A 26,110-nucleotide genomic window follows, 5' to 3' on the forward strand; every position below is an offset into this window, starting at 1 on the left:
TGGCGCTACGCTTACCGGGCCTACGGGACCTGTAGGCCCGGTCAGGCGAAGCCGCCACCTGGCGAAAAAAAACCTCTCAATCGAGAGGTTTTTTCTATTATCGGCCCTGAATCGCCAGATCGCCCGGCAGCGTTTTCTGCATTCGGTGCCAGATTTCACCGGAGTCGTGACCGTAACGACGCACCGTTTCATAAACCTGGTCGTGCAGCCCCTCGGTGCAGAGTTTGCTCAGCTTATGGTAGAAGCCGAGCGCCAGGCTACGGGCTTCAGGGTTAGCAAAGTAGTGACGACCAATGCGCGTATATAACCCTTTCATCCCATTCAGGATCAGGCCGTAAACCGGATTGCCGGAGGCAAACGCCAGACCGCGGAACACGTTGTAGTCCAGAGTTGCAAAGGCATCCGCATGGTCCTCCACCTCATTGGCGGTGGCGAGCACCTTCAGCGCATCTTCAGGGTGCTGACGAAACGCGGTGCGGATGAAAATAGTAGCGATGTTGGTGCGCACCGAAAGCAGATTATCAATCAGCTGCGGTACGCTTTCGTGGTCGAGACGCGCCAGCGTTTCCAGAATATTCAGCCCGGACGTTTCCCAGAAGTTGTTCACTTTAGTGGGTTTGCCATGCTGTATCGTCAACCAGCCATCGCGCGCCAGACGCTGGAGCACTTCTCGCAGCGTGGTACGGGTGACGCCAATCAGTTCAGAGAGTTCGCGTTCAGCAGGTAGAATTGATCCCGCAGGGAAACGATTATTCCAGATGCTTTCAATGATGTACTCTTCCGCGAAACCCGCCGGGCTCTGCGCCTTAATGACCATAGTGAGATTTCCATTACACAGCTTTAGCAAATTGCACTCATCATACCAGAGGCGGACAGAGGCAGATAGCGCAGCCGAGACAGAAAAGAGGGATCGCCGTTTCATTTTTATGAAATTTACAAAATGGCGTTAACGCCCTCACCGACGCCATTTTTGCGTATACTGATGTCTTGTCTTATTTGACGGGGAAAGGACGTCTGTCGTGGAAATTTCGTTTGGGCGCGCGCTGTGGCGCAACTTTTTAGGTCAGTCACCTGACTGGTACAAACTCACTTTACTGGTATTCCTGGTCGTTAATCCCGTTATCTTCTTGCTGAATCCCTTTGTTGCCGGATGGCTGTTGGTCGCCGAGTTTATCTTTACCCTGGCGATGGCGCTGAAGTGCTATCCGCTATTGCCCGGCGGGCTGCTGGCACTGGAGGCCGTGGCCACGGGAATGACCAGCGCGGAGCACGTTAAAAACGAGATTGCGTCGAATCTTGAAGTCCTGCTGCTGCTGATCTTCATGGTGGCAGGGATCTACTTTATGAAGCAGCTCCTGCTGTTTATCTTTACCCGTTTGCTGCTGAGCATTCCGTCGAAAACGCTTCTCTCGCTGGCGTTTTGCCTCGCCGCAGCTTTCCTTTCAGCCTTCCTGGACGCGCTGACGGTGGTGGCGGTAGTGATCAGCGTCGCCGTCGGTTTTTACGGAATTTACCACCGGGTGGCCTCGTCTCGTCCCGGCGATAACTTGCAGGACGACAGCCACGTTGAGGCGCACAACCGCGACGTGCTGGAGCAGTTCCGCGCGTTTCTGCGCTGCCTGATGATGCACGCGGGCGTGGGTACGGCGCTGGGCGGCGTGATGACCATGGTCGGGGAGCCGCAAAACCTGATCATCGCTAAAGCCGCCGGGTGGCATTTTGGCGAATTTTTCCTGCGCATGGCGCCGGTCAGCGTGCCCGTGCTGGTCTGTGGATTAGCGACCTGCGTGCTGGTTGAGAAATTTAACCTTTTTGGGTATGGCGCGACGTTGCCCGATCAGGTCCGCCATGAGCTGCAAAAGTTTGACGAGCAGAGCCGCAAACAACGTACGCGTCAGGAGACGCTGCGCCTGATTGCACAGGGTCTTATTGGCGTGTGGCTTATCGCTGCGCTGGCCTTGCACCTTGCCGAAGTGGGGCTCATTGGCCTGTCGGTGATTATTCTGGCAACCAGCCTGAGCGGCGTAACGGACGAACATGCTATCGGTAAAGCCTTTACCGAAGCGCTGCCGTTTACCGCCCTGCTGGCGGTGTTTTTTGCCGTCGTGGCGGTGATTATTGATCAACATCTGTTCGCGCCCATTATCGCTTTTGTGCTTCAGGCTACGCCAGATTCTCAGCTTACGCTGTTCTATTTGTTTAACGGTCTGTTGTCTTCCATCTCCGATAACGTCTTCGTCGGGACGGTATACATTAATGAGGCCAAAGCCGCGATGGAGCAAGGCATTGTCAGCAGTGAACAGTTTGAGCTGCTGGCGGTGGCGATCAACACCGGAACCAACCTGCCCTCGGTGGCAACCCCGAACGGTCAGGCGGCATTCCTCTTCCTGCTGACCTCGGCGCTGGCACCGCTCATACGGCTTTCTTATGGAAGAATGGTCTGGATGGCGCTGCCGTATACGCTGGTGCTTACCCTGGTTGGTTTGCTGTGCATCAAAATTACTCTCGTTCCCTGTACGCAATGGTTGTTACAAGCAGGTATACTTGCGGCGCATTAAAATTCGTTTACACTGCGCTGTCTAAGCATGTTCCAGGGAAATGATTATGTTGCGATTTTTGAACCAGTGCTCACGCGGTCGCGGAGCGTGGTTGTTGATGGCCCTGACCGCCTTTGCGCTGGAAATGGTCGCGCTGTGGTTTCAGCATGTGATGGGGCTGAAACCTTGCGTACTGTGTATTTATGAGCGTTGTGCGCTGTTCGGCATTATGGGCGCGGGTCTGGTCGGTGCAATTGCACCCAAAACACCGTTACGCTATGCGGCGATTGCCATCTGGCTGTACAGCGCCTGGAAAGGGATTGCGCTTTCCTGGGAGCACACCCAGATGCAGCTTCATCCGTCACCGTTTATGACCTGCGATTTTGCGGCCCGCTTCCCGGGCTGGCTGCCGCTGGATAAGTGGCTGCCGCAGGTGTTCGTTGCCTCCGGTGACTGCTCCGTACGCCAGTGGGAGTTTCTGACGCTGGAGATGCCACAATGGCTGGTGGGCATTTTCGTCGCCTACTTCGTGGTGGCGCTGCTGGTGCTGATTGCCCAGCCGTTCAGACCGAAAAAACGCGATCTTTTTGGGCGTTAATGTGCCCGGCGGCGCTTCGCTTGCGCGGGCCTACGGTTTTGTAGGTCGGGTAAGCGCAGCGCCACACGACACAACAGCGCACAATAAAAAACCCGCCTCGGCGGGTTTTTTATTATCAGCGGTTGGGATGATTCATGATGTGGTCTTCCCAGTCCCGCACCTCTGACTCTTTCACCGCAATATGGCGCACGGAAATACGTTCGCCGTGCATCGCCGCTTTCGACCCCGTCAGCAGGGGATGCCACGCAGGCAAATCCTTTCCTTCCGCCAGCAGGCGATACGCACAGGTATGCGGTAGCCACTCAAAGGTCGGCAGGTTTTCACGGGTTAACTTGATGCAGTCCGGCTCATATTCGAAACGGCGCTCGTAGTTGCGGCACTGGCAGGTTTTGATGTTCAACTGCTTGCACGCTACGTTGGTGAAATAGATTTCGTCCGAATCTTCATCCATCAGCTTATGCAGGCAGCACTGCCCGCAGCCGTCACACAACGATTCCCACTCCGCGTCGGTCATGTCGTCGAGCGTTTTGCTTTGCCAGAAAGGAATATCGTTCATCGGGATGTCCACACGTCAAAATAGAGCGCACCTTATAACGAGTCTGGCACGTTGATGCAAGTTTTGCCGCCCTTTTCAGGCGGCAAGGTGCTTTTACAGCACGCGGGTTTTTAGCGACAGGCCGTTAAAACTGACGTCCAGCTCGTCGCCAGCGTGCAGCGGGCCCACACCTTCCGGGGTGCCGGTCAGGATCACATCGCCGGGTTTCAGGGTGAAGAAGCGGCTCATGTAGGCAATCAGCGGAACGATCTTATGGATCATATCAGCGGTCGAGCCCTGCTGGCGGATCTCGCCGTTGACCTTCAGGCTGAGCGGCGTATTCTGCGGATCGTCGGTAAATTCACTCACCGGAACGAAACCGGAAATCGGGCATGAATTATCAAAACCCTTGGCTTTTTCCCACGGCTGCCCTGCTTTCTTCATTTTGCCCTGAACGTCGCGCAGCGTCAGGTCAAGCGCAACACCGTAACCCGCAATCGCTTTCTCTACGTGCTCTTCGGTGGCCTGACGCAGCGTGGCGCCGATCAGCACCGCCAGCTCCACTTCATGATGCACCGAGCCCAGTCCCTGCGGCAGAGCCAGCGGCTGACGAATATCGCACAGTGCAGTTTCTGGCTTAATAAACAGAACCGGCTCTTCCGGCACGGCGCTCCCCATCTCCTGAATGTGTTTTGCATAGTTGCTGCCTACGCAGACCACTTTGCTGACGGGATAATCCAGTAATGCACCTTGCCAGTTATGATGTTGATACATGCTCGACCCCTAATCGGTTGATGGGTTGTTCCCGGCGTGACCCGGGCTTATTTCTTTCCGCTCATCTCAAGATGCTGTTTTAATAAATTCTCCGGCGGTGGCGGAAGCTGTAAATAATAGCCTTGTTCGGTCAACGCCTTTTTGACTTTTTCCAGATCGGCGTTCACCAGCTTCTTGCGGCCGTCCAGCGGTAGCAGCATCGCCAGCTGCGGCTGGCCAAAACTTTTCATTAATTCCTCAGGCACGCGGGAAAAATCGTCTTTCTTTTCGACATAAAGGTAGGTCTGGTCGCGGCTCGTACTTCTGTAGATCACACAAAACATGTTTTTACTCTGAATTAACGGGTGGTTGCTTGCCTCAATATACTCCTGACTATAACATGCCTGATACTCTTCGGAATATCGCGGCGATGTGTTGCGGTTAATAGCAAATTGAGTAAGGCCAGGATGTCAAATACGCCCATCGAGCTTAAAGGCAGTAGCTTCACCTTATCAGTGGTTCATTTGCATGATGCAAAACCCGAGGTTATTCGTCAGGCGTTAGAAGACAAAATCGCGCAGGCTCCCGCTTTTCTTAAGCATGCTCCTGTCGTCGTCAACGTAAGCGACCTTGAGGGTCCGGTTAACTGGAAGCGACTCCAGCAGGCCGTCACCTCTACGGGCTTACGCATCGTGGGCATTAGCGGCTGCAAAGACGCTGAACTGAAAGCCGAAATTGACCGCGCAGGTTTGCCTTTGCTGAACGAAGGCAAAGAAAAGGCCCCACGTGCAGCGCCTGCACCCGTTCCCGCTCCCCCGCCTCCGGCGCAAAATGTAACCCCAGTCACAAAAACGCGATTGATTGATCTGCCGGTTCGTTCCGGTCAGCGCATTTATGCGCCAAACTGTGATCTGATTGTTACAAGCCACGTCAGCGCGGGCGCGGAACTGATTGCGGATGGCAATATTCACGTTTACGGTATGATGCGAGGGCGTGCGCTTGCGGGCGCCAGCGGCGATCGAGAAGCACAAATTTTTTGTACTCACCTGACGGCAGAACTGGTGTCTATCGCAGGTGAATATTGGCTGAGCGACAAAATCCCAGCCGAATTTTATGGCAAAGCGGCCCGTCTGCAACTGGCAGACAACGCTTTGACCGTTCAACCGTTAAATTGATCCCTTTTAACAAGGAATTTCTATGGCACGCATTATTGTTGTGACTTCGGGTAAAGGAGGCGTTGGCAAGACCACCTCCAGCGCGGCCATCGCTACTGGTTTGGCCCAGAAGGGAAAGAAAACCGTCGTAATCGACTTTGATATCGGTCTGCGTAACCTGGACCTGATCATGGGCTGCGAGCGTCGCGTGGTGTATGACTTCGTCAACGTCATTCAGGGCGATGCCACGCTTAACCAGGCGCTGATTAAAGACAAGCGCACCGAGAACCTCTACATCCTCCCGGCGTCCCAGACCCGTGACAAAGACGCGCTGACCCGTGAAGGCGTGGAAAAGGTGCTCGACGAACTGAAAAAGATGGAGTTCGACTTCGTGGTCTGCGACTCCCCTGCCGGTATCGAAACCGGCGCGCTGATGGCGCTCTACTTCGCGGATGAAGCCATCATCACCACCAACCCGGAAGTCTCGTCAGTACGCGACTCCGACCGTATTCTCGGCATTCTGGCGTCGAAATCTCGTCGTGCGGAAAATGGCCAGGAGCCGATCAAAGAGCACCTTCTGCTGACCCGCTACAACCCGGGCCGCGTAAATAAAGGTGACATGCTGAGCATGGAAGACGTGCTGGAGATCCTGCGCATCAAACTGGTTGGCGTGATCCCGGAAGATCAGTCCGTACTGCGCGCCTCTAACCAGGGCGAGCCGGTGATTCTGGATACACAGGCAGACGCGGGTAAAGCGTATGCGGATACCGTTGACCGTCTGCTGGGAGAAGAACGTCCTTTCCGCTTCATTGAAGAAGAGAAGAAAGGTTTCCTCAAACGCCTGTTCGGAGGATAAGTTATGGCATTATTGGACTTTTTTCTCTCGCGGAAAAAAAGCACCGCCAACATCGCAAAAGAACGTCTGCAAATTATCGTTGCGGAGCGTCGTCGTAGCGACGCCGAACCGCACTACCTGCCGCAGCTGCGCAAAGACATTCTGGAAGTGATCTGCAAGTACGTGCAGATTGACCCGGAAATGGTCACCGTTCAGCTGGAGCAAAAAGACGGGGATATTTCGATTCTGGAGCTGAACGTGACGCTTCCGGAAGCGGAAGAGTCGCGTTAAACCGTTTGCGGTTCGTCGTATCGTAGGCCGGGCAAGCATCGCGCCGCCCGGCAATTTCCCCGGTGGCGCTGCGCTTACCGGGGCTACACTTCTTTAGCGCGGATACCCTTCCAGCAAGGTGTTCAGGCGTTCTGCCATCAGTTCCCCCCGCCATCCTGCCACCAGTTCCGGTAAACCATTTTGCGGTTTCAACTTCCAGTGCCAGTTCAGCAGCTGGTTAATCTGACGACGTGAAGCCAGCAGCTCCGCGCTCAGCTTGCTTTCGCTCGCCACCGTCTGCACCAGCGCTTTGATATCCTTGAACGCCTTGCGGTAGCCCGGCATATCCATCAGGTTAAGCAGCGGCTCTGGCAGCGCGTCATCCGGCACCTGCTGGGCTTTTTCCACCAGCGCCAGCAGCGTTTTACCGTGGAAGCGGATCTCGCTCCCGGAAAGGCCAATGCTGTCCAGCTCGCCAAGGCTGCCCGGCATATAGCGCGCTACCGCCCACAGGTGCTCTTCGCGCACCACAAAGTTAACCGCCAGGTCGCGCTCGCGCGCTTTACGCAGGCGCCAGTCCGCCAGCAGTTGCAGGCAGGCCAGCTGACGCGTGCGCAGCTGCCAGGCGTTGGTGATATCACGCCAGGCGTCTTTCGGGTCGACCACTTCCTGGCGACGCTGCTGCGTCATGCGACACTCGTCCAGCGCGGCAGACAGCCAGCCGGACGCCTCCGCCTCTTTCATCAGCTGGCCGGCAATCGGCAGCAGGTAGAAGACGTCCGCCGCGGCATATTCAAGCTGACGCGCGGTCAGCGGGCGCGCGAGCCAGTCCGTGCGCGATTCGCTCTTATCCAGCGTCAGGCCGGTGTACTCTTCCACCATCGCGGCGAAGCCCCAGGAGAGCGGGCGACCGCTGAACGCCGCGAGGATCTGGGTATCAATCAGCGGTTCCGGCATGATGCCAAAGGTATTGAGGAACACTTCCAGATCTTCACTGCCGGCGTGCAGATATTTGGTTACGGCGGTATCGAGCAACAGCGCGCGCATCGGCGCCCAGTCGGTGATGCCGAGGGGGTCAATCAACGACACGTGCTTGCCGTCATACATCTGGATCAGGCCCAGCTGCGGGTAGTACGTGCGGGTGCGGACAAATTCCGTATCCAGGGCGATAGCGGGAAAATCACGCGTCACCTCGCACAGCGAAGCCAGCTCGTCGTTGGTAGTGATCATCTGGTAATTCAAATCGGACTCTCTTTTGTTTGCGCCCATAAAAAACGCCGGCTTAACCGGCGTCTGGGCGATTAACGTGATGCTCAGGCCTTATTGTCCACTTTGGCACGGGCTTCGTCACGTAATTCTCGTCGTAATATCTTTCCGACGTTGGATTTCGGCAGCTCATCGCGGAATTCCACCAGCTTCGGCACTTTATAGCCCGTCAGCTGCCGGCGACAAAACGTTATCAGCGCTTCCTCGGTAAGAGAAGGATCTTTCCTGACCACAAATATCTTCACCGCTTCCCCGCTGCTGCCGGAGGGAACGCCCACCGCTGCCACTTCCAGCACGCCGCTGTGCTGCATCACCACGTCTTCGATTTCGTTCGGATAGACGTTGAAACCGGAAACGAGGATCATGTCTTTCTTGCGATCGACGATGCGCAGGAAGCCTTCGTCGTCCATCACCGCGATGTCGCCGGTGTACAGCCAGCCGTCTTTGATGATCTCGTCCGTGGCATCCGGGCGCTGCCAGTAGCCCAGCATCACCTGCGGCCCTCTTACGCACAGCTCGCCTGGCTCGCCGTGAGGCACTTCGTTACCCTCATCGTCCACCAGTTTGGCTTCCGTTGACGGCACCGGCAGGCCGATACTGCCGCTGTGGTAGTCGATGTCATGCGGGTTAACGCTGACCAGCGGGGCGCACTCCGTCAGGCCATAGCCTTCCAGCAGATACTGCCCGGTGAGTTTGACCCAACGCTCGGCAACCGCCTGCTGAACCGGCATTCCGCCGCCCGCAGAGAGGTGCAGCGTGGAGAAATCCAACTGCTGAAACTCTTTATTGTTGAGCAGAGCGTTAAACAGCGTGTTCACGCCGGTCATGGCGGTGAATGGGTATTTCGCCAGCTCTTTCACCAGCCCCGGAATGTCGCGCGGGTTGGTGATCAACACGTTTTGCCCGCCCAGCTCGATAAACAGCAGGCAGTTCATGGTCAGCGCAAAAATGTGATACAGCGGAAGCGCGGTGATCACCAGTTCTTTGCCCGGGTGCAGCAGCGGCCCGTAAGTGGCGTTAACCTGTTCCAGGTTCGCCAGCATGTTACGATGGGTCAGCATCGCCCCTTTCGCCACGCCGGTGGTGCCGCCCGTGTATTGCAGGAAGGCCAGGTCCTCTGAGACCACTTCAGGCTTGACGTACTGCATGCGATAGCCCGCATGCAGCGCGCGGCGGAAGGAGATGGCATCCGGCAAATGGTATTTCGGCACCAGTCGCTTAACGTATTTAACGACAAAGTTGACCAGCGTACCTTTCGCGGTAGAGAGCTGGTCGCCCATGCGCGTCAGAATGACGTGCTTAACCTGGGTTCTTTCAACGACTTTTTCCAGCGTGTGGGCAAAGTTGGAGACAATTACAATCGCCGCCGCACCGCTGTCATTCAGCTGATGCTCCAGCTCGCGCGGGGTATAAAGCGGGTTGACGTTAACAACGATCATCCCTGCCCTGAGGATCCCGAACAGCGCCACCGGATATTGCAGCAGGTTTGGCATCATCAGCGCGACGCGATCCCCTTTCTGCAACCCCAGCCCCTCCTGTAAATAGGCCGCAAACGCCCGGCTGCGCTCCTCCAGCTTACGGAAGGTCATCACTTCGCCCATGTTCACAAATGCGGGCTGGTCGGCGTAGCGCCGTACCGAGTGTTCAAATAATTCAATCAGGGATTGATAACGGTCAGGATTGATCTCCGCAGGGACATCCGCGGGATAACGGTTAAGCCAAACCTTTTTCAATGCATCACCTCTGAAATGAGTATTCGTCGTCATCACAGCCCCGATAATAAACAGTTTGTTAACATTATATTAACTCAGCGTACCAGTTTATTAATTGTTCAGATTACAGGTTGCGAAGCGCGTCACTCTTTTTTTTCGTTTTAAGCGTAAAAAAACAGAGACAGCGGCTGAGCCGCTGTCTCTTTACTATAAATAACAGGAAGTTACTCAGTTACGATGGTTTGTACCTGTGCAGGACCGGGGTTATACCAGCCCCAGCCACCGTAGCCGTAACGGTACGGATGAGGGCCCCACATCCACGGATCGATAGGCTGTGGCGGCATCACCACCTGCTGGGCGATACGCCAGCGCTTGTAGCCGTTAACCTGCATGGTCATGAATTTGTACGGCGTATTGCCGATTTTACCTGCTACCGAACCGGTAATCGGCCCGACGACGGTCACCAGCTGTCCGCGGAAATCAACCGGATCGAGGAAGCCGCTGACGTCAGCATAGATCCGCCCGCGCGAGGCTTCACCCAGAATAGGCCGCGCGCCGTCGTCCAGCGGAACGGTGGCGATTTCCAGACGGGTTTTACCCTGCTGGTTAACGACCTCAACCACCTTGCCGCCAAACCGTGCTTCCTGCCCGACATAGAGCTCCGGGGCGTTCATCACGCGTACCAGATCCTGCTGTGGCGTCGGGCTGGTGCCCTTGATCGCATCAGGAACGGTGACGCAACCGCTCAGTGCTATGGCAACAACGCCTGCCATAAGAAGGCGTACAACTTTAGTCTGAACCGCCATGATGCGACTCCTTTTTCTCAGTTCCTGTTACTGAGATTCATTCGCGGCCTGGAAGTTTCTTCCACGCGACGGTGTTTCGTAAATAAACGGGTTCAGCGTGCTCAACCGCCACGGTTTTACCTGCGTCAAGCAGCTGACGGGCAATCGGCAGCATATCTTCTGCGGCGGGCAGGAGCATGTTGCCGTCCACCAGCGTAATGCCGGTTTCCTTCGCCATCTCAGGCCATGCCGGCCAGCCGGTTCCCACCGTCGCCCACTCGCCGGAGAGCTGCTTCAGGCGCTCAGTCACGGCTTCGGGCTTGAGCACCGCCTCGGTCTCTTCGCCGTGCCAGACGCCGTTTTCATCACGGGTATATTCCGCCCAGTACACTTCCCCCATACGGGCGTCGATGGCAGCCAGCACGCGTGTAGCGCCGGTCATACGCCAGGCGCCCTGCGCCATCGTGGCAAGCGTTGAGACGCCGATCATCGGCAGGTCAGCGCCCAGCGCCAGCCCCTGCGCAATGCCAATCCCGATACGCACGCCCGTAAAGCTGCCCGGGCCACGGCCATAGGCCAGCGCGTCGAGGTCGGTCAGGGCGGCGTTGCCCTCGGTCAAAATGGTTTTTACCAGGGGAAGAATACGCTGGGTATGCTCCCGGGGGCACTCTTCGAAATGGGCAAAGGTCTTACCGTCGTTCCACAGGGCAACGGAACACGCCTCTGTTGCGGTATCAATAGCCAGAATTCGCATTGGTCGTCGCGCTCTCGCAAGGGTCAGTCACAAAATGGCGCGCATCTTAACACACTCCGGCGAGAATTACTCCGCCGTTGGGTTCGCCAGGAAGCGGACCGCGCGTTTAATATCCCGCGTGCGCGGCGCGGGCGGCAGGCTGGCGAGGAAGGTCGCGCCGTAGGGGCGCATCACCAGGCGGTTATCGCAGATCACCAGCACGCCGCGGTCGGTGACGTCGCGGATCAGTCGCCCTACTCCCTGCTTAAGCGTAATGACCGCATCCGGCAGCTGGACGTCGTCGAACGGATCGCCCCCGCGCAGACGGCAATCCTCCATGCGCGCTTTCAGGAGCGGATCGTCCGGGGAGGTGAACGGCAGCTTATCGATAATCACCAGCGAGAGCGTATCGCCGCGCACGTCCACCCCTTCCCAGAAGCTGCTGGTCGCCACCAGCAGGGCATTACCGGCGCTGACAAACTGCTGGAGCAGCTGGCCTTTACTGGTTTCTCCCTGTAACAGCACCGGCAGCGTCATGGTGGCGCGGAACTGCTCGGCTAAATCGCGCATCATGGCGTGGGATGTACACAGCATGAAACAACGCCCGTTGTTGGCCTCAATCATCGGCTTCAGCATGGCCGCCAGATGGCGCGCGGCCCCCGGCTGGTTAGGCAGCGGCAGATTGCGCGGCACGCACAGCAGCGCCTGTTTTTCGTAGTCGAACGGGCTCGGCAGAAGCAGAGATTCAGCCTGCTCAATGCCGAGGCGCTCGGTAAAGTGATGCAGATCGTCATTCACCGACAGCGTGGCCGAGGTAAAGACCCAGGTGCCGGGCTTTTGCGCCATCACCTCTTTGAATTTATCGGCAACGGTCAGCGGCGTCAGCGCCAGGGTGAAGTGGCGGGAGGTGCATTCGTACCAGTAGCTGTACCCCGGCTGGTTGATCTCTTTCAGCCGTTTCAGCCGCCCGCGATAGAGCGTGGCGCGTTCAAAGGCAGCGTCTAACAGGGCGGAACGGCCCAGTGACAGCTTCGCCACGTCGTAGCAGAGCTCAAGGGCATCATCGAGCAGCAGCAGCGCGCGCTGGATATTTTTGTCTGCCAGCAGTTCACGCAGGTTGCCGCGATAGCCCGGCTCGCCAAGCTGTAAGCGGAAATCCTGCGCGCATTGTGCCAGGCGGTCCGCGCACTTCTGCAACTGCTGGGTATCTTTGAGTTCGGTGCGATAGGCAATGGTGATATCTTTCGCCAGATCCTGAAGCTGACGGCTGGAGAGCGACTGGCCAAAATACTGGCTGGCGATGTCCGGAAGCTGATGGGCTTCATCGAAGATCATCACCTCTGCCTCCGGGATCAGCTCGCCAAATCCACTGTCCTTGACCACCATATCCGCAAGAAACAGGTGATGGTTCACCACCACCACGTCGGCATCCATCGCCGTTTTACGCGCTTTCACCACAAAACAGTCTTTGTACAGCGGGCAGTCGCTGCCGAGGCAGTTGTCGTTGGTGCTGGTCACCAGCGGCCAGGCCGGAGAGTCTTCCGGCACGCTCGCGCAGGTGCTGATGTCCCCCTCCTCCGTCTGGTTGGCCCAGGCGCGCAGGACGATCACATCACTCAGGGTTTGTACCGGCAGATCTCCGCCGGCCAGCGCCTGCTGTTCAAGACGCTCCAGGCACAGGTAGTTTGAGCGCCCTTTCAGCAGGGCCAGACGCCCTTTGTATTTCAGCGCTTTCGCCACCGTGGGCAAGTCGCGGCTATAAAGCTGGTCCTGAAGAGCTTTCGACCCCGTAGAGATGATCACCTTCTTTTTCGCCCGCAGCGCAGGGGCGAGGTAAGCATAGGTTTTCCCCGTACCGGTTCCGGCCTCCACGACCAGCGGCTGCGCCTTGTCGATAGCGTGCGCGACGGCATGCGCCATCTGACGCTGGGGTTCACGCGGTTTAAAACCGGGAATAGCCTGTGCTAACTGACCTTCTGGGGAAAAATCGTCTGCCACGGTGTTCTCTCACTGTATTTTTGCACAGGGATTATGTCAGCCCCTTCTCTCCGGTGCCACCCCAAATAGTGACGGCGGCGGAACATTATGGCAGTCTTGCCGCCTGACGACGAAAGATAACGAGGATACGTTTATGACAATTACGCGCATTGATGCCGAAGCCCGCTGGTCTGATGTGGTGATCCATAACCAGACGCTGTACTACACCGGTGTCCCTGCCAATCTGGACGCTGACGCCTTCGAGCAGACGGCGAATACCCTGGCGCAAATTGATGCTGTGCTGGAAAAACAGGGCAGCGATAAATCCCGCATTCTGGATGCGACGATTTTTCTGGCGAATAAAGACGATTTCGCGGCGATGAACAAAGCCTGGGATGCGTGGGTCGTGGCGGGACACGCGCCTGTACGCTGCACCGTACAGGCCACGCTGATGAAACCGGAATACAAAGTTGAGATCAAGATTATCGCGGCAGTGTAGGCCGGTTATTCTTCATCTTCATCCTCAAAACGCGCCACGATCCGCTCGCCGGTATGGGTGGCGCGAAGTTCTTCCGCGACCTGGGAAATCGCCTGTCCGCTGCTCATCCCCTGGGACATCAGCTCCTGAATACGTTCAACGGCTTTCTGCTGTTGGTCATGGCTGAGAGAAGGTAAACCTGCAAACATCGTTAACTCCTGCTAAATTATTCGCGCTAATTATTTCACGCTGCCCGGTAGTATGCCATACATGAACATGCGCTTCCCCACTGTTATTACCTTGCCCTGGCGTACGGACGCCGCCGAGTTCTGGTTTGCCCGTCTGAGCCATCTTCCTTTCGCCATGCTGCTGCACTCAGGCCATGCGGATCACCCTTACAGCCGTTTTGATATTCTGGTGGCCGATCCGGTGAAAACGCTGACGACCGATGAGCTGTCGCCAACGGACGATCCGCTGCTGCGGCTTCAGCAGGAGATTAACGCGCTGGGCTTATCCGCCACGCCGAACCCGGACCTTCCTTTCCAGGGAGGCGCGCTGGGGCTGTTTGGTTACGATCTGGGCCGCCGTTTCGAAAAGCTGCCCGAGTTAGCGCAGGCGGATATTGCCCTGCCGGATATGGCGGTGGGGCTGTATGACTGGGCGCTGATCGTGGATCACCGTAAGCAGACGGTCTCCCTGCTGAGCCACCGTGACGTGCAGGCGCGTCTGGCCTGGCTTGAGGCGCAACGGCCCGCCGTAACGGATCAGTTTATGCTGACCTCCGGCTGGCGCTCGAATATGAGCGCGATGGAATACGCGGAAAAATTCTCCCGCGTGCAGGCGTATCTGCAAAGCGGCGACTGCTATCAGGTGAACCTGGCCCAGCGCTTCCAGGCAGCATACCGGGGGGATGAATGGCAGGCGTTTATCCGCCTCAATGCCAGCAACAAGGCCCCGTTCAGCGCGTTTATACGCCTGGAGCGCGGCGCGATCCTCAGCCTTTCGCCCGAGCGTTTTATCCATCTGGCGGAAGGGACGATTCAGACCCGGCCGATCAAGGGCACCCTGCCGCGCCTTGCCGATCCGGATGCAGACCGTCAGCAGGCGGAGAAGCTGGCTGCCTCGCCCAAAGATCGTGCCGAAAACCTGATGATTGTCGATCTGATGCGCAATGACATTGGCCGCGTCGCCGAGCCGGGCAGCGTGCGCGTACCGGAGCTGTTCATCGTGGAGCCTTTCCCGGCGGTGCATCATCTGGTCAGCACCATTACCGCCCGTCTGCCGTCCTCGCGCACCGCCTGCGATCTGCTCCGCGCCGCGTTTCCGGGGGGCTCCATCACCGGCGCGCCAAAGGTGCGCGCGATGGAGATTATCGACGAACTGGAACCCCATCGACGCAACGCCTGGTGCGGCAGCATCGGCTATGTGAGCCTGTGCGGAGCCATGGACACCAGCATCTCCATTCGCACGCTCACCGCCTGCGACGGGAATCTGTACTGCTCCGCAGGCGGTGGCATTGTGGCCGACAGCCAGGCCGGGGCGGAATATCAGGAAACGTTTGATAAAGTGAATCGTATCCTGAAACAACTGGAGAACTCACGGTGAAGAAAGAAAACCTGACGCTGGATGATTTTTTGTCGCGCTTTCAGCTTCTGCGGCCCCAGGTTAACCGCGCCACGCTGAATCAACGTCAGGCGGCGGTGCTGATCCCGGTTGTGCGTCGTGAACAGCCGGGTCTGTTGCTCACCCAGCGCGCACCGCATATGCGAAAACACGCCGGTCAGGTTGCGTTTCCCGGCGGCGCGGTGGACAGCACCGATGCTTCCCTGATTGCCGCCGCGCTGCGCGAGGCGCACGAGGAAGTGGCGATCCCCCCGGAAGCGGTGGAGGTGATCGGCGTGCTGCCGCCGGTCGACAGCGTCACCGGTTTTCAGGTCACGCCGGTGGTCGGCATTATTCCGCCCGATCTTCAATATCACGCCAGCGTCGATGAAGTTTCAGCCGTGTTCGAAATGCCGCTTGAAGAGGCCCTTCGTCTGGGTCGCTATCACCCGCTGGATATTCACCGTCGCGGGCACGATCATCGGGTCTGGCTATCGTGGTATCAGCATTATTTTGTCTGGGGCATGACGGCAGGCATTATTCGTGAACTGGCGCTGCAAATCGGCCTGAAGCCTTGACTATACTTTACATTCCACCCTTTTCTGGCAGGTTTGCGATCGGCGTCGCGCTATTAGCAAAACCATCGTTAACCATTAGTTTAATTCATGTGAATAGTTAAGCCGAGGTTGGTGTTCCCTCTTACACTATGCGCAGTTATAACATCGTTACTGGAACCCCAGTAACCCTGTCAGGAGTGTGAAAGTGATTAGTATATTCGACATGTTCAAAGTGGGGATTGGCCCGTCCTCTTCCCACACTGTAGGGCCGATGAAGGCCGGTAAACAGTTCGTCGATGATCTGGTCGAAAAAGGATTACTGGAAAGCGTTACCCGTGTCGCCGTAGACGTTTACGGTTCACTGTCATTAACGGGTAAAGGCCACCACACCGATATCGCCATTATTATGGGTCTGGCGGGCAACATGCCGGACACTGTTGATATTGATGCCATTCCGGCATTTATCCGCGACGTGGAAACGCGCGGACGCCTGCTGCTGGCTAACGGTCAGCATGAAGTGGACTTCCCGCAGGATGACGGGATGCGTTTTCGCAGCGACAACCTGCCGCTGCACGAAAACGGCATGACCATCCACGCCTGGAGCGGCGAAAAAGAGATCTACAGCAAAACCTACTACTCCATCGGCGGTGGCTTCATCGTTGACGAAGAACACTTTGGTAAAGAGAGCGCGGGCGACGTCAATGTGCCCTATCCGTTCAAATCCGCCACCGAAATGCTGGGCTACTGCAAAGAGACCGGTCTGTCCCTCTCCGGCATGGTGATGAAGAACGAGCTGGCGCTGCACAGCAAGAAAGAGATAGAAGACTATTTTGCTAATGTATGGCAAACCATGCGCGCCTGTATCGATCGCGGTATGAACACCGAAGGCGTTCTGCCGGGCCCGTTGCGCGTGCCGCGTCGTGCATCCGCGCTGCGCCGTATGCTGGTCACCACGGACAAATTCTCCAACGACCCGATGAACGTGGTTGACTGGGTGAACATGTTTGCTCTGGCGGTGAACGAAGAGAACGCCGCAGGGGGCCGCGTGGTGACCGCGCCGACCAACGGCGCGTGCGGTATCGTTCCGGCGGTGCTGGCCTACTACGATCACTTTATCGAGCCCGTCACGCCGGACATCTACATCCGTTATTTCCTCGCGGCAGGCGCCATCGGCGCGCTGTACAAAATGAACGCCTCTATCTCCGGTGCGGAAGTGGGCTGTCAGGGTGAAGTGGGCGTTGCCTGCTCCATGGCGGCTGCGGGACTGGCGGAGCTGCTGGGCGCAAGCCCTGAGCAGGTTTGCGTGGCGGCGGAAATCGGCATGGAGCATAACCTCGGTCTGACCTGTGACCCGGTTGCCGGCCAGGTGCAGGTGCCGTGCATTGAGCGTAACGCCATCGCCTCCGTTAAGGCCATCAACGCCTCGCGCATGGCGATGCGCCGCACCAGCGAGCCACGCGTGTCGCTGGATAAGGTTATCGAAACCATGTACGAAACCGGCAAGGACATGAATGCGAAGTACCGCGAGACCTCCCGCGGTGGTCTGGCCATTAAGGTGCAGTGCGACTAAGCCTTCCTTTCGCCCATCCACAACGGATGGGCGAATTTTCTCCTCTCGTCTCGTCGCTTCACGTAATCCCCACTACACTGTCACTGTTGCGTCTGGCTCTTCCGGCCGGTGCTTAACAGGCGACCGTTCATGCAAACTGCACAAACGATCATTAAAGACTATCGCCGAAAACGCGTTATCGTCTGCGTCACGGTTGCGCTCATGACGCTCGTCCTGACGTTGGGCATTCGCTTTATTTCACAGCGCAACATAAATCAGGATCGTATCCAGGACTTCGCTCAGAGCACCGTCCGCGCGCTGGACAAGGTGCTGATGTCCCTGGAAACCCACCGTGAAACCCTCATCGCGCTGGTGGGTGAACCCTGTTCCGGGGTGAATCTTGTCCTGCGAAAACAGGCGGCGATTCTGCAAACCGTACGCTCAATTGCCCTTGTAAAAGACGGCACGCTGTATTGTTCAAGCGTGTTCGGTATTCGTAATGTGCCCGTCAGCGAATTTCACCCGATCCTGCCGGCGAGCGATCCCGGGCTGCTGTTATTGACCGACCGGTGGCTGTTAAAGGGCAGCCCGGTGCTGATCCAGTGGTCCCCCGTGGCGGGCCGGAGCAAGGATGGGGTGATGGAGGTGGTGAATATCGATCTCATCACCAAAATGATCCTTGAGCCGCAGCGGCCGCTGATTACCGACGTTGTCCTCAAGGTGGGCGATAATTTTCTCCGCGACGGGCAACAGGTCACGAATACGCTGACCTTCGATGAACACGCCTCCCTGCTGGAACAGTCGTCGCAGCGGTACCCCTTCAGCGTCACGGTCAGCGGCCCGGGGCCAGGCGAAATGGCGTTGAGGAATCTGCCCACTCAGCTGCCGCTGGCGCTGATGCTCAGCTTACTGATGGGCTATATCGTCTGGCTCGCCACGGCGCGGCGCATCAGTTTCACCTGGGAAATCAATATGGGGATTGCCGCCCGGGAGTTTGAACTCTTCTGCCAGCCGCTGATGAATGCCCGCACGCGGGAGTGCGTCGGCGTCGAGATCCTTCTGCGCTGGAATAACCCGCGTCAGGGATGGATCTCACCCGATGTCTTTATCCCTCTGGCCGAAGAACATAACCTGATTGTTCCGCTTACCCGCTACGTCATCAGCGAAACGGTGCGGCAGATAGGCTATTTCCCGGCCTCGCGCGATTTCCATATCGGCATTAACGTGGCCGCCAGCCATTTTCGCCGCGCTGCGCTGATCCGGGATCTCAACCGCATCTGGTTTAACGCCAATCCGGTTCAGCAGCTGATTGTGGAGTTAACTGAACGCGATGCGTTGCTTGATGTGGATTACCGCATCGTGCGCGAGCTGCACCGTAAAGGGGTGAAACTTGCGATTGATGATTTTGGTACCGGCAATAGCTCACTTTCGTGGCTTGAAAAGCTGCGTCCGGACGTGCTGAAAATTGATAAATCCTTCACCACCGCGATCGGCACCGACGCCGTGAACTCAACGGTCACGGATATCATTATTGCGCTGGGCCAGCGGCTGAATATAGAACTGGTTGCGGAAGGGGTTGAAACCGAGGAGCAGTCACGCTATTTGCGCCGTCACAGCGTACACATTTTGCAGGGGTTCTTGTATGCGCGACCGATGCCGCTGCGGGAGTTCCCGACATGGCTGGCGGAAAGTGCCTCTCCGCCAGCCCGTCACAATGGACACATCGTGCCGTTATTGCCGTTACGCTAGCAAGCGTTACTCTTCTTCGTCGTGTGCAGACTGCTCTTTAACAATACGCACCATATCAACGCGATAGTCGTTGGCTTCAACGATGGTAATTTGCAGCGGCGGCAGCTCCAGCACATCCCCGACACGCGGGATCTGTCCGTTAACGGCAATCACCAGCCCCGCCACGGTGGCGATGTCTTCATCGTCATTGACTACGTTTTCAACGCCCAGCGTGTGCGAGAGCGCGTGCAGATCGGTGGTACCTTTCACCAGCCAGCCGTCACCGTCGGCAACGATTTCCGGCGTTTCATCCGCATCGGGGAATTCACCTGCGATCGCTTCCAGCACGTCAAGCGGCGTGACCAGACCCTGTACCACACCAAATTCGTTGGTGACGATAACAAAACTGCCGCGGGCACGACGCAGCACGCCCAGCAAGTTAATCGGATCCAGCGTCTCCGGCACCACGATGGCAGGCGATGCGGCCGCAACGGCCTCGACGTTGACGCCCTCTTCCAGCGCCACGAGCATCTCTTTCGCGCGCACCACGCCGATGATCTCATCCAGCTCGCCCCGACAGACCGGGAACAGGCTGTGCGGCGAGGAGAGCAGCTGCTGACGAATTTCGTCGACGCTCAGGTTGGCATCCACCCAGCTGATTTCTCCGCGCGGCGTCATAATGCCGCGCAGGGAGCGGGAGGCCAGCGAAAGCACGCCGTTGATCATATAGCGTTCTTCTTCCACAAACGCGCCTTCCGGCACCGGAACCGGGTTGCGGTTCTCGCTGTCCGCCTGCACGTTCACCTGGCGACGGCCGCCCATCAGGCGCAGGATCGCATCGGCGGTACGGGCGCGCAGCGGCTGATTCGACTGCTGTTTAATAAAGTTACGGCGCGCAATCTGGTTAAACAGCTCGATTAAGATCGAGAAGCCAATCGCGGCGTACAGGTAGCCTTTCGGAATATGGAAGCCAAAACCTTCTGCCACCAGGCTCAGACCAATCATCAGCAGGAAGCTCAGACACAGCACCACTACCGTCGGATGCTGGTTAACGAAACGCGTCAGCGGCTTCGAGGCCAGCAGCATTACCGCCATCGCAATCACAACCGCCGCCATCATCACCGGCAGATGGTTCACCATGCCGACCGCCGTAATCACCGCATCCAGCGAGAAGACCGCATCAAGCACCACGATCTGAAGAACAACGACCCAGAAGCTGGCATAGCCTTTACCGTGTCCACCGTCGTGCTGCCGGTTTTCCAGCCGTTCATGCAGCTCCGTTGTGGCTTTGAACAGCAGGAAAAGCCCCCCCACCAGCATGATCAAATCGCGACCGGAGAAGGTGAAATCCATCACGGAGAACAGCGGCTTCGTCAGCGTAACCATCCACGAGATCACGGAGAGCAGGCCCAGTCGCATGATCAGCGCCAGCGAGAGGCCGATAAGACGGGCTTTGTCACGCTGTTTCGGCGGCAGCTTGTCCGCCAGGATGGCGATAAACACCAGGTTATCAATACCGAGAACGATCTCCAGCACGACCAGCGTAAGCAGTCCTACCCAGATTGACGGGTCCATTAAGAATTCCATGACACGCTCCTGCTAAAGGAATGACAAAACGGTGCCCCGCTGATTTCGGGCAGTTCAAAGGAAATGAGAGTCGATGCGTGGCGAAGATCGCCGGTGAATAAGGCGCGGGATGGCCTGGAAGATGACTGACGTCGGTGACGGTCCATATAGTGGGCTGTAGCCCTATACTCCTGAATAATTAAACGGACGCTAAACATATCAGAGACAATTGGTATTTAGCAAAGATTTACGTTCCTTTGCAAACTTCTGTAACACACGCGGTTTATCTTTTAGAAAAATCTGTAATGCGTAGCTAAATTACGGATCTTCATCACATAAATTATTTTTTCACTATCTAAAATAATTCGCGGAAGTCTTGGTTTTTTAGAACTCTAACCCTTATCTGAATCGATTCGGTTCGCCAATACGATTCTCAGTACGCCTGCCTGGCAGACGTATAAATGATAATAATAGGAGGTAGCAAGTGACCATTGCTATTGTCATAGGCACACATGGTTGGGCTGCGGAGCAGTTACTCAAAACGGCAGAGATGCTGTTGGGCGAGCAGGAAAACGTCGGCTGGATCGATTTCGTTCCCGGTGAAAACGCCGAGACGCTGATTGAAAAATATACTGCTCAGCTTGAGAAGCTGGATACCAGCAAAGGCGTGCTGTTTCTCGTGGATACATGGGGCGGCAGCCCGTTCAACGCTGCCAGCCGCATTGTCGTCGATAAAGAGCATTATGAAGTCGTCGCCGGGGTGAATATCCCGATGCTGGTGGAAACCTTGATGGCGCGTGACGACAACCCAGGCTTTGACGAGCTGGTGGCGCTGGCGGTGGAAACCGGTCGCGAAGGCGTTAAGGCGCTGAAAGCACAGCCGGTTGAAAAACCCGCCCCTGCCCCTGCTGCACCAAAGGCCGCTGCACCGGCGAAGCCAATGGGTCCGAACGATTACATGGTTATCGGCCTTGCGCGTATTGATGACCGTCTGATCCACGGCCAGGTGGCGACACGCTGGACCAAAGAGACAAACGTACAACGCATTATCGTGGTCAGTGACGAAGTGGCCGCTGACACTGTCCGCAAAACACTTCTTACCCAGGTTGCACCGCCGGGCGTTACCGCGCACGTCGTGGATGTCGCCAAAATGATCCGCGTTTACAACAACCCGAAATATGCGGGCGAACGCGTGATGCTTCTCTTCACCAACCCGACAGACGTCGAACGCCTCGTTGAAGGCGGCGTGAAAATCACCTCCGTTAACATTGGCGGTATGGCATTCCGTCAGGGCAAAACGCAGGTCAATAACGCGATTTCAGTGGATGCGAAAGATATCGAGGCCTTCAATAAGCTGAATGCCCGCGGTATCGAACTGGAAGCCCGTAAGGTTTCCACGGATCAGAAACTGAAAATGATGGATTTGATCGGCAAAGTGGGGAAATAAGCCCGGGCCGGTTTTTCATATAAAGCTTATGTAATAGGAGAAGTGCAATGGAGATTACTACTCTTCAAATTGTACTGGTGTTCATCGTCGCATGTATTGCGGGTATGGAATCCGTACTTGATGAATTTCAGTTCCACCGTCCTCTGGTGGCCTGTACGCTGATTGGCGCCGTTCTCGGTGACATGAAAACCGGTATCATTATCGGTGGTACGCTGGAAATGATCGCCCTCGGCTGGATGAACATCGGTGCAGCCGTTGCGCCAGATGCCGCCTTGGCGTCCATTATCTCAACCGTTCTGGTTATCGCCGGTCACCAGAGTATTGGTGCCGGTATCGCGCTGGCTATCCCACTGGCCGCTGCGGGCCAGGTGCTGACCATCATCGTTCGTACTATCACCGTGGCCTTCCAGCACGCGGCGGATAAGGCAGCCGAAAACGGCAACCTTACGGCGCTCTCCTGGATCCACGTTTCCTCCCTGTTCCTGCAAGCGATGCGTATCGCGATCCCGGCGGTTATCGTGGCGATCTCCGTGGGGACCAGCGAAGTTCAGAGCATGCTGAACGCCATCCCTGAAGTGGTCACCAGCGGTCTGAACATCGCCGGCGGCATGATCGTGGTGGTCGGTTACGCGATGGTCATCAACATGATGCGCGCGGGCTACCTGATGCCATTCTTCTACCTCGGCTTCGTTACCGCTGCGTTCACCAACTTCAACCTGGTTGCGCTGGGCGTGATTGGCGCGGTGATGGCGATTCTTTATATCCAGCTCAGCCCGAAATACAACCGCGTCGCGGGTGCCCCTGCGCAGGCTGCTGGTAACAACGATCTCGATAACGAACTGGACTAACAGGTGAGCGAAATGGTTGATATGACAAAAACTACCACTGAGAAAAAACTCACTCCGGGTGATATTCGTGGCGTGTTCATCCGTTCTAACCTGTTTCAGGGTTCATGGAACTTCGAACGTATGCAGGCGCTCGGCTTCTGCTTCTCCATGGTACCGGCAATCAAACGCCTGTATCCGGAAAACAACGAAGCGCGCCGTCAGGCAATTAAGCGTCACCTGGAATTCTTCAACACCCATCCCTACGTCGCGGCGCCTGTTCTGGGCGTAACGCTGGCGATGGAAGAGCAGCGTGCGAACGGGGCTGAGATTGACGATGGTGCCATCAACGGGATCAAAGTCGGTCTGATGGGTCCGCTGGCAGGCGTGGGCGATCCTATCTTCTGGGGAACCGTGCGTCCGGTGTTTGCGGCGCTGGGTGCCGGTATTGCCATGAGCGGCAGCCTGCTTGGTCCGCTGCTGTTCTTCATCCTGTTTAACGCGGTGCGTCTGCTGACCCGTTACTACGGCGTGGCGTACGGCTACCGTAAAGGGGTGGATATCGTTAAGGATATGGGCGGCGGCTTCCTGCAAAAACTGACCGAGGGGGCGTCAATCCTCGGCCTGTTTGTGATGGGGGCGCTGGTTAACAAGTGGACGCACGTGAACATCCCTCTGGTGGTATCGACCATCACCGGTCAGGATGGTCAGACGCGCGTTACCACCGTGCAGACCATTCTGGACCAGCTGATGCCGGGCCTGGTACCGCTGCTGTTAACCTTCGCCTGCATGTGGCTGCTGCGTAAGAAAGTGAACCCGCTGTGGATCATCGTTGGCTTCTTCGTCATCGGTATCGCGGGCTACGCCGTCGGCCTGCTGGGTCTGTAATAAAATGCGTTACCGACCGGGGGCTTGCCCCCGGTCTTTTTATCTGGAGGATGAATGACTGTCACGGACACCGTACTGGTTTTGTTTATTGTTGCCCTTCTGGCTTACGCGATCTATGACGAGTTCATTATGCCTCGCCGCCACGGCGAGACGCTGCTGACCCTTCCCCTCTTACGCCGTGGACGCATTGATGCATTCATCTTCGCCGGGCTGGTGGTCATTCTGATTTACAATAACGTGACCAGCCACGGTGCAATATTAACCACATGGTTATTATGTGCGCTGGCATTAATGGCGATTTACCTGTTCTGGATCCGCTCGTCAAAACTCATTTTTAAAAAACAGGGATTCTTCTTCGCCAATGTCTGGATAGAATATAACCGTATTAAAGAGATGAATTTATCCGAGGACGGGGTGCTGGTGATGCAATTAGAACAACGCCGCCTGCTCATTCGGGTTAAAAATATTGATGACCTGGAAAAGATCTACAGATTACTCCTTAAAACTCAATGAGTTAAAATTATAGCTTCGGCTATATATTGCGTAATATTTTTGCTCGCAATATAGCCGATGCTATATCCTCCCCGTTAAATAGCTTATATTTCTTAACGATATTTTCACGCATAAATCTAAATGAAAATCGTTATCAACGCAGTCCCTGGATTAAGCCTTTCTGACTGTTGTTTTATATTCTCAAAATATGTTAAGGTTGCGCCCGTCGTTGGGGAGTAGCCGATTTCCTGCCTTCAGGAAATGTACGTGTCAACATACTCGTTGAAAAACGTGGCGCGTACGGATCGCTTTCAGCACTTACTGTGCCAAAGGGATCAGGCGAGACCATAGATACATCAACTGCTGTTTACTGGGGGCAGTGATGTGTCATATGGATATCCCCGGTCTGGACGCGCTTATGAATATCTCCGCTACGATCCTCCTGGCCTTTGGCATGTCAATGGACGCATTTGCCGCCTCTATCGGTAAAGGTGCCACCCTCCATAAACCTAAATTTTCCGAAGCCCTGCGTACCGGTCTTATCTTTGGCGCTATCGAAACGCTGACGCCGCTTATCGGATGGGGTCTGGGGATGCTCGCCAGCCAGTTTGTGCTGGAGTGGAACCATTGGATTGCCTTCGTGCTGCTGGTCTTTCTTGGCGGCCGGATGGTGATTGAAGGTCTGCGGGGCAACAGCGATGAAGATGACGCGCCGCTGCACCGCCACGGCTTCTGGCTTCTGGTGACAACCGCTATCGCAACCAGCCTGGACGCCATGGCCGTCGGTGTCGGTCTGGCGTTTTTGCAGGTCAATATTATCGCCACCGCGCTGGCGATTGGCTGCGCGACGCTTATCATGTCAACGCTGGGGATGATGGTTGGCCGGTTCATTGGCCCGCTGCTGGGTAAACGAGCCGAAATTTTGGGCGGTATCGTGTTGATCGGGATTGGTGCCCAAATCCTCTGGGCACACTTCGCGGCTTAACCTTCGCGCTGCCAGCAATGGATGCTGAAATCCGTCTGGCAGCGAAATTCCGTCTGCGCTGCCAGCGTTTCCCACACCGCGGGTTTTGCCCGCCACGCAAACGGCGTCATTTGCAGTAACGCCACGGCTTCGCTTCCCTGTAACGTCATTTCATACGCCACCGACAGCTCCTGCTTTAACGCAAAGCCCGCCAGCTGTTCTGAGTGAGGCGCATGCAGGTGCACTTCATCATAAATTAGCCCTTTCAGCTCCAGCAGATGACGGGGCCCTGGCGTAACGGTGATAACCCACCCGCCGGGCTTAACCACGCGCGCCAGCTCCTCTGCCTTGCACGGCGCGTAGATACGCACCACGGTGTCCATGCTCGCCTCCTCAAACGGCAGACGGTGGCTGGAGGCCACGCAGAACGTCACCGCGGAATAGCGTTTTGCTGCCGCACGGATTGCCACTTTCGATACGTCCAGGCCGTACGTTTCGGCGCCCTTCTCAGCCGCCACGTCTGCAAACGCTGCGGTGTAGTAGCCTTCGCCACAGCCGATATCCAGCATGGCGGATGCGCCTTCTGTCAGACAGTTACCGAGTAAGTTGACGACACAATCCCTGAGCGGTTGATAGTGCCCGGCATCGAGAAACGCCCGGCGGGCCTGCATCATCTCCGCGCTGTCACCCGGGTCCCGGGAGCGCTTGTGCTGTACAGGCAGAAGATTCACATAGCCCTCTTTCGCCCTGTCAAACTGATGTCCCTGTGGACAGATAAACGTTTTCTCCGCGCGCGTCAGCGGCGCGTGGCAAAGGGGACAGCTGAAAGACATGACAACTCCAGGGCGTAAACCAAAAGG

Annotated in this window: 27 protein-coding genes and 1 riboswitch; of the genes, 15 read left to right on the forward strand and 12 right to left on the reverse strand. The window is 56.6% G+C overall.

Annotated elements, in window-relative coordinates; all coding sequences use genetic code 11:
- Nucleotides 1-97: 97 nt before the first annotated feature.
- Entirely contained in the window at nt 98-817 is a 720-nt protein-coding gene (gene fadR / locus N5C09_RS02295; protein WP_003859951.1) for a fatty acid metabolism transcriptional regulator FadR, read from the reverse strand.
- 202 nt (nt 818-1,019) lie between these two features.
- Between fadR and nhaB the strand changes: the two genes are divergently transcribed.
- Together nhaB and dsbB are read left to right on the forward strand one after the other, a co-directional pair.
- A complete protein-coding gene (gene nhaB, locus N5C09_RS02300; protein WP_063868497.1) occupies nt 1,020-2,558 on the forward strand; it encodes a Na(+)/H(+) antiporter NhaB in 1,539 nt (512 codons plus the stop codon).
- Between the two features lie 46 nt (nt 2,559-2,604).
- On the forward strand, nt 2,605-3,135 hold the full coding sequence (dsbB, locus tag N5C09_RS02305) for a disulfide bond formation protein DsbB (RefSeq protein WP_063868496.1): 531 nt from the start codon (nt 2,605-2,607) through the stop codon (nt 3,133-3,135).
- Between the two features lie 115 nt (nt 3,136-3,250).
- Here the strand turns inward: dsbB and N5C09_RS02310 are convergent, their stop codons facing one another.
- The 3 genes from N5C09_RS02310 to N5C09_RS02320 form a co-directional block, all read right to left on the reverse strand.
- Nucleotides 3,251-3,691, reverse strand: coding sequence for a YcgN family cysteine cluster protein (locus N5C09_RS02310; RefSeq protein ID WP_063449604.1), 441 nt, complete (start codon nt 3,689-3,691; stop codon nt 3,251-3,253).
- 93 nt (nt 3,692-3,784) lie between these two features.
- Nucleotides 3,785-4,444 (reverse strand): fumarylacetoacetate hydrolase family protein, encoded by a 660-nt coding sequence (locus tag N5C09_RS02315; RefSeq protein WP_063449605.1) that lies wholly within the window; start codon nt 4,442-4,444, stop codon nt 3,785-3,787.
- 47 nt (nt 4,445-4,491) lie between these two features.
- Nucleotides 4,492-4,767, reverse strand: a complete 276-nt coding sequence (locus N5C09_RS02320) for a YcgL domain-containing protein (RefSeq protein ID WP_279748372.1) — start codon at nt 4,765-4,767, stop codon at nt 4,492-4,494.
- 123 nt (nt 4,768-4,890) lie between these two features.
- Here N5C09_RS02320 and minC point away from each other — a divergent pair, with 123 nt between their 5' ends.
- From minC to minE, 3 genes are read left to right on the forward strand one after another with little or no spacing between them, the layout of a single operon-like run.
- On the forward strand, nt 4,891-5,598 hold the full coding sequence (minC, locus tag N5C09_RS02325; protein WP_063868495.1) for a septum site-determining protein MinC: 708 nt from the start codon (nt 4,891-4,893) through the stop codon (nt 5,596-5,598).
- Nucleotides 5,599-5,620: 22 nt separating this feature from the next.
- Nucleotides 5,621-6,433, forward strand: a complete 813-nt coding sequence (minD, locus tag N5C09_RS02330; protein WP_063449608.1) for a septum site-determining protein MinD — start codon at nt 5,621-5,623, stop codon at nt 6,431-6,433.
- A 3-nt stretch (nt 6,434-6,436) separates the two neighbouring features.
- Nucleotides 6,437-6,703 carry a cell division topological specificity factor MinE gene (gene minE / locus N5C09_RS02335; RefSeq protein WP_003859937.1) on the forward strand — a complete coding sequence of 89 codons (267 nt, stop codon included), beginning with the start codon at nt 6,437-6,439 and terminating at the stop codon, nt 6,701-6,703.
- Nucleotides 6,704-6,796: 93 nt separating this feature from the next.
- On the opposite strand, the gene rnd is transcribed toward minE, so the two are convergent.
- The 5 genes from rnd to N5C09_RS02360 form a co-directional block, all read right to left on the reverse strand.
- Complete coding sequence (gene rnd / locus N5C09_RS02340) at nt 6,797-7,912, reverse strand: ribonuclease D (protein WP_146748973.1); 1,116 nt, start codon at nt 7,910-7,912, stop codon at nt 6,797-6,799.
- A gap of 83 nt (nt 7,913-7,995) precedes the next feature.
- Nucleotides 7,996-9,681 (reverse strand): long-chain-fatty-acid--CoA ligase FadD, encoded by a 1,686-nt coding sequence (gene fadD, locus N5C09_RS02345; RefSeq protein ID WP_129741659.1) that lies wholly within the window; start codon nt 9,679-9,681, stop codon nt 7,996-7,998.
- 203 nt (nt 9,682-9,884) lie between these two features.
- Entirely contained in the window at nt 9,885-10,466 is a 582-nt protein-coding gene (locus tag N5C09_RS02350; protein ID WP_063449611.1) for a Slp family lipoprotein, read from the reverse strand.
- A gap of 37 nt (nt 10,467-10,503) precedes the next feature.
- Nucleotides 10,504-11,199 (reverse strand): tRNA (adenosine(37)-N6)-threonylcarbamoyltransferase complex dimerization subunit type 1 TsaB, encoded by a 696-nt coding sequence (gene tsaB / locus N5C09_RS02355; protein WP_107535544.1) that lies wholly within the window; start codon nt 11,197-11,199, stop codon nt 10,504-10,506.
- A gap of 66 nt (nt 11,200-11,265) precedes the next feature.
- Nucleotides 11,266-13,176, reverse strand: a complete 1,911-nt coding sequence (locus N5C09_RS02360) for an ATP-dependent DNA helicase (RefSeq protein WP_023303884.1) — start codon at nt 13,174-13,176, stop codon at nt 11,266-11,268.
- A 133-nt stretch (nt 13,177-13,309) separates the two neighbouring features.
- Here N5C09_RS02360 and N5C09_RS02365 point away from each other — a divergent pair, with 133 nt between their 5' ends.
- Complete coding sequence (locus tag N5C09_RS02365; RefSeq protein WP_003859927.1) at nt 13,310-13,654, forward strand: RidA family protein; 345 nt, start codon at nt 13,310-13,312, stop codon at nt 13,652-13,654.
- 5 nt (nt 13,655-13,659) lie between these two features.
- Here the strand turns inward: N5C09_RS02365 and N5C09_RS02370 are convergent, their stop codons facing one another.
- On the reverse strand, nt 13,660-13,842 hold the full coding sequence (locus tag N5C09_RS02370) for a YoaH family protein (protein ID WP_003859925.1): 183 nt from the start codon (nt 13,840-13,842) through the stop codon (nt 13,660-13,662).
- A gap of 61 nt (nt 13,843-13,903) precedes the next feature.
- Here N5C09_RS02370 and pabB point away from each other — a divergent pair, with 61 nt between their 5' ends.
- The 4 genes from pabB to N5C09_RS02390 all read left to right on the forward strand — a co-directional run bounded on the left by pabB (nt 13,904) and on the right by N5C09_RS02390 (nt 19,090).
- Nucleotides 13,904-15,238 carry an aminodeoxychorismate synthase component 1 gene (pabB, locus tag N5C09_RS02375; protein ID WP_279748468.1) on the forward strand — a complete coding sequence of 445 codons (1,335 nt, stop codon included), beginning with the start codon at nt 13,904-13,906 and terminating at the stop codon, nt 15,236-15,238.
- A complete protein-coding gene (locus N5C09_RS02380; protein ID WP_063868489.1) occupies nt 15,235-15,813 on the forward strand; it encodes a CoA pyrophosphatase in 579 nt (192 codons plus the stop codon). The genes pabB and N5C09_RS02380 overlap by 4 nt, the downstream gene beginning before the upstream one ends.
- A gap of 184 nt (nt 15,814-15,997) precedes the next feature.
- Nucleotides 15,998-17,362: an L-serine ammonia-lyase gene (sdaA, locus tag N5C09_RS02385; RefSeq protein WP_047354210.1), complete on the forward strand. Its 1,365-nt coding sequence runs from the start codon at nt 15,998-16,000 to the stop codon at nt 17,360-17,362.
- 129 nt (nt 17,363-17,491) lie between these two features.
- Nucleotides 17,492-19,090 (forward strand): cyclic diguanylate phosphodiesterase, encoded by a 1,599-nt coding sequence (locus N5C09_RS02390; protein WP_279748373.1) that lies wholly within the window; start codon nt 17,492-17,494, stop codon nt 19,088-19,090.
- Between the two features lie 6 nt (nt 19,091-19,096).
- On the opposite strand, the gene yoaE is transcribed toward N5C09_RS02390, so the two are convergent.
- On the reverse strand, nt 19,097-20,656 hold the full coding sequence (gene yoaE, locus N5C09_RS02395) for a CNNM family cation transport protein YoaE (protein ID WP_279748374.1): 1,560 nt from the start codon (nt 20,654-20,656) through the stop codon (nt 19,097-19,099).
- A 463-nt stretch (nt 20,657-21,119) separates the two neighbouring features.
- On the opposite strand from yoaE, the gene manX reads away from it, so the two are divergent.
- The 5 genes from manX to mntP all read left to right on the forward strand — a co-directional run bounded on the left by manX (nt 21,120) and on the right by mntP (nt 25,271).
- On the forward strand, nt 21,120-22,082 hold the full coding sequence (gene manX, locus N5C09_RS02400) for a PTS mannose transporter subunit IIAB (RefSeq protein WP_063868487.1): 963 nt from the start codon (nt 21,120-21,122) through the stop codon (nt 22,080-22,082).
- Nucleotides 22,083-22,129: 47 nt separating this feature from the next.
- Nucleotides 22,130-22,930 carry a PTS mannose transporter subunit IIC gene (gene manY / locus N5C09_RS02405; protein WP_063868486.1) on the forward strand — a complete coding sequence of 267 codons (801 nt, stop codon included), beginning with the start codon at nt 22,130-22,132 and terminating at the stop codon, nt 22,928-22,930.
- Nucleotides 22,931-22,942: 12 nt separating this feature from the next.
- Nucleotides 22,943-23,794: a PTS mannose transporter subunit IID gene (locus N5C09_RS02410; protein ID WP_006810994.1), complete on the forward strand. Its 852-nt coding sequence runs from the start codon at nt 22,943-22,945 to the stop codon at nt 23,792-23,794.
- Nucleotides 23,795-23,848: 54 nt separating this feature from the next.
- The gene (locus N5C09_RS02415; protein ID WP_279748375.1) at nt 23,849-24,307 is read left to right on the forward strand and encodes a DUF986 family protein; all 459 of its coding nucleotides are present in this window, start codon (nt 23,849-23,851) and stop codon (nt 24,305-24,307) included.
- Between the two features lie 198 nt (nt 24,308-24,505).
- A riboswitch (yybP-ykoY riboswitch) is annotated at nt 24,506-24,694 on the forward strand.
- Between the two features lie 10 nt (nt 24,695-24,704).
- Nucleotides 24,705-25,271, forward strand: a complete 567-nt coding sequence (gene mntP / locus N5C09_RS02420; RefSeq protein WP_279748376.1) for a manganese efflux pump MntP — start codon at nt 24,705-24,707, stop codon at nt 25,269-25,271.
- Here mntP and rlmA read toward each other — a convergent pair.
- Nucleotides 25,268-26,083 (reverse strand): 23S rRNA (guanine(745)-N(1))-methyltransferase, encoded by an 816-nt coding sequence (gene rlmA, locus N5C09_RS02425; protein ID WP_203464847.1) that lies wholly within the window; start codon nt 26,081-26,083, stop codon nt 25,268-25,270. The genes mntP and rlmA overlap by 4 nt on opposite strands.
- Between the last annotated feature and the right edge of the window lie 27 nt (nt 26,084-26,110).

The sequence above is a fragment of the Enterobacter sp. GD03975 genome (genome assembly GCF_029838645.1).
Lineage (GTDB): Bacteria > Pseudomonadota > Gammaproteobacteria > Enterobacterales > Enterobacteriaceae > Enterobacter > Enterobacter quasihormaechei.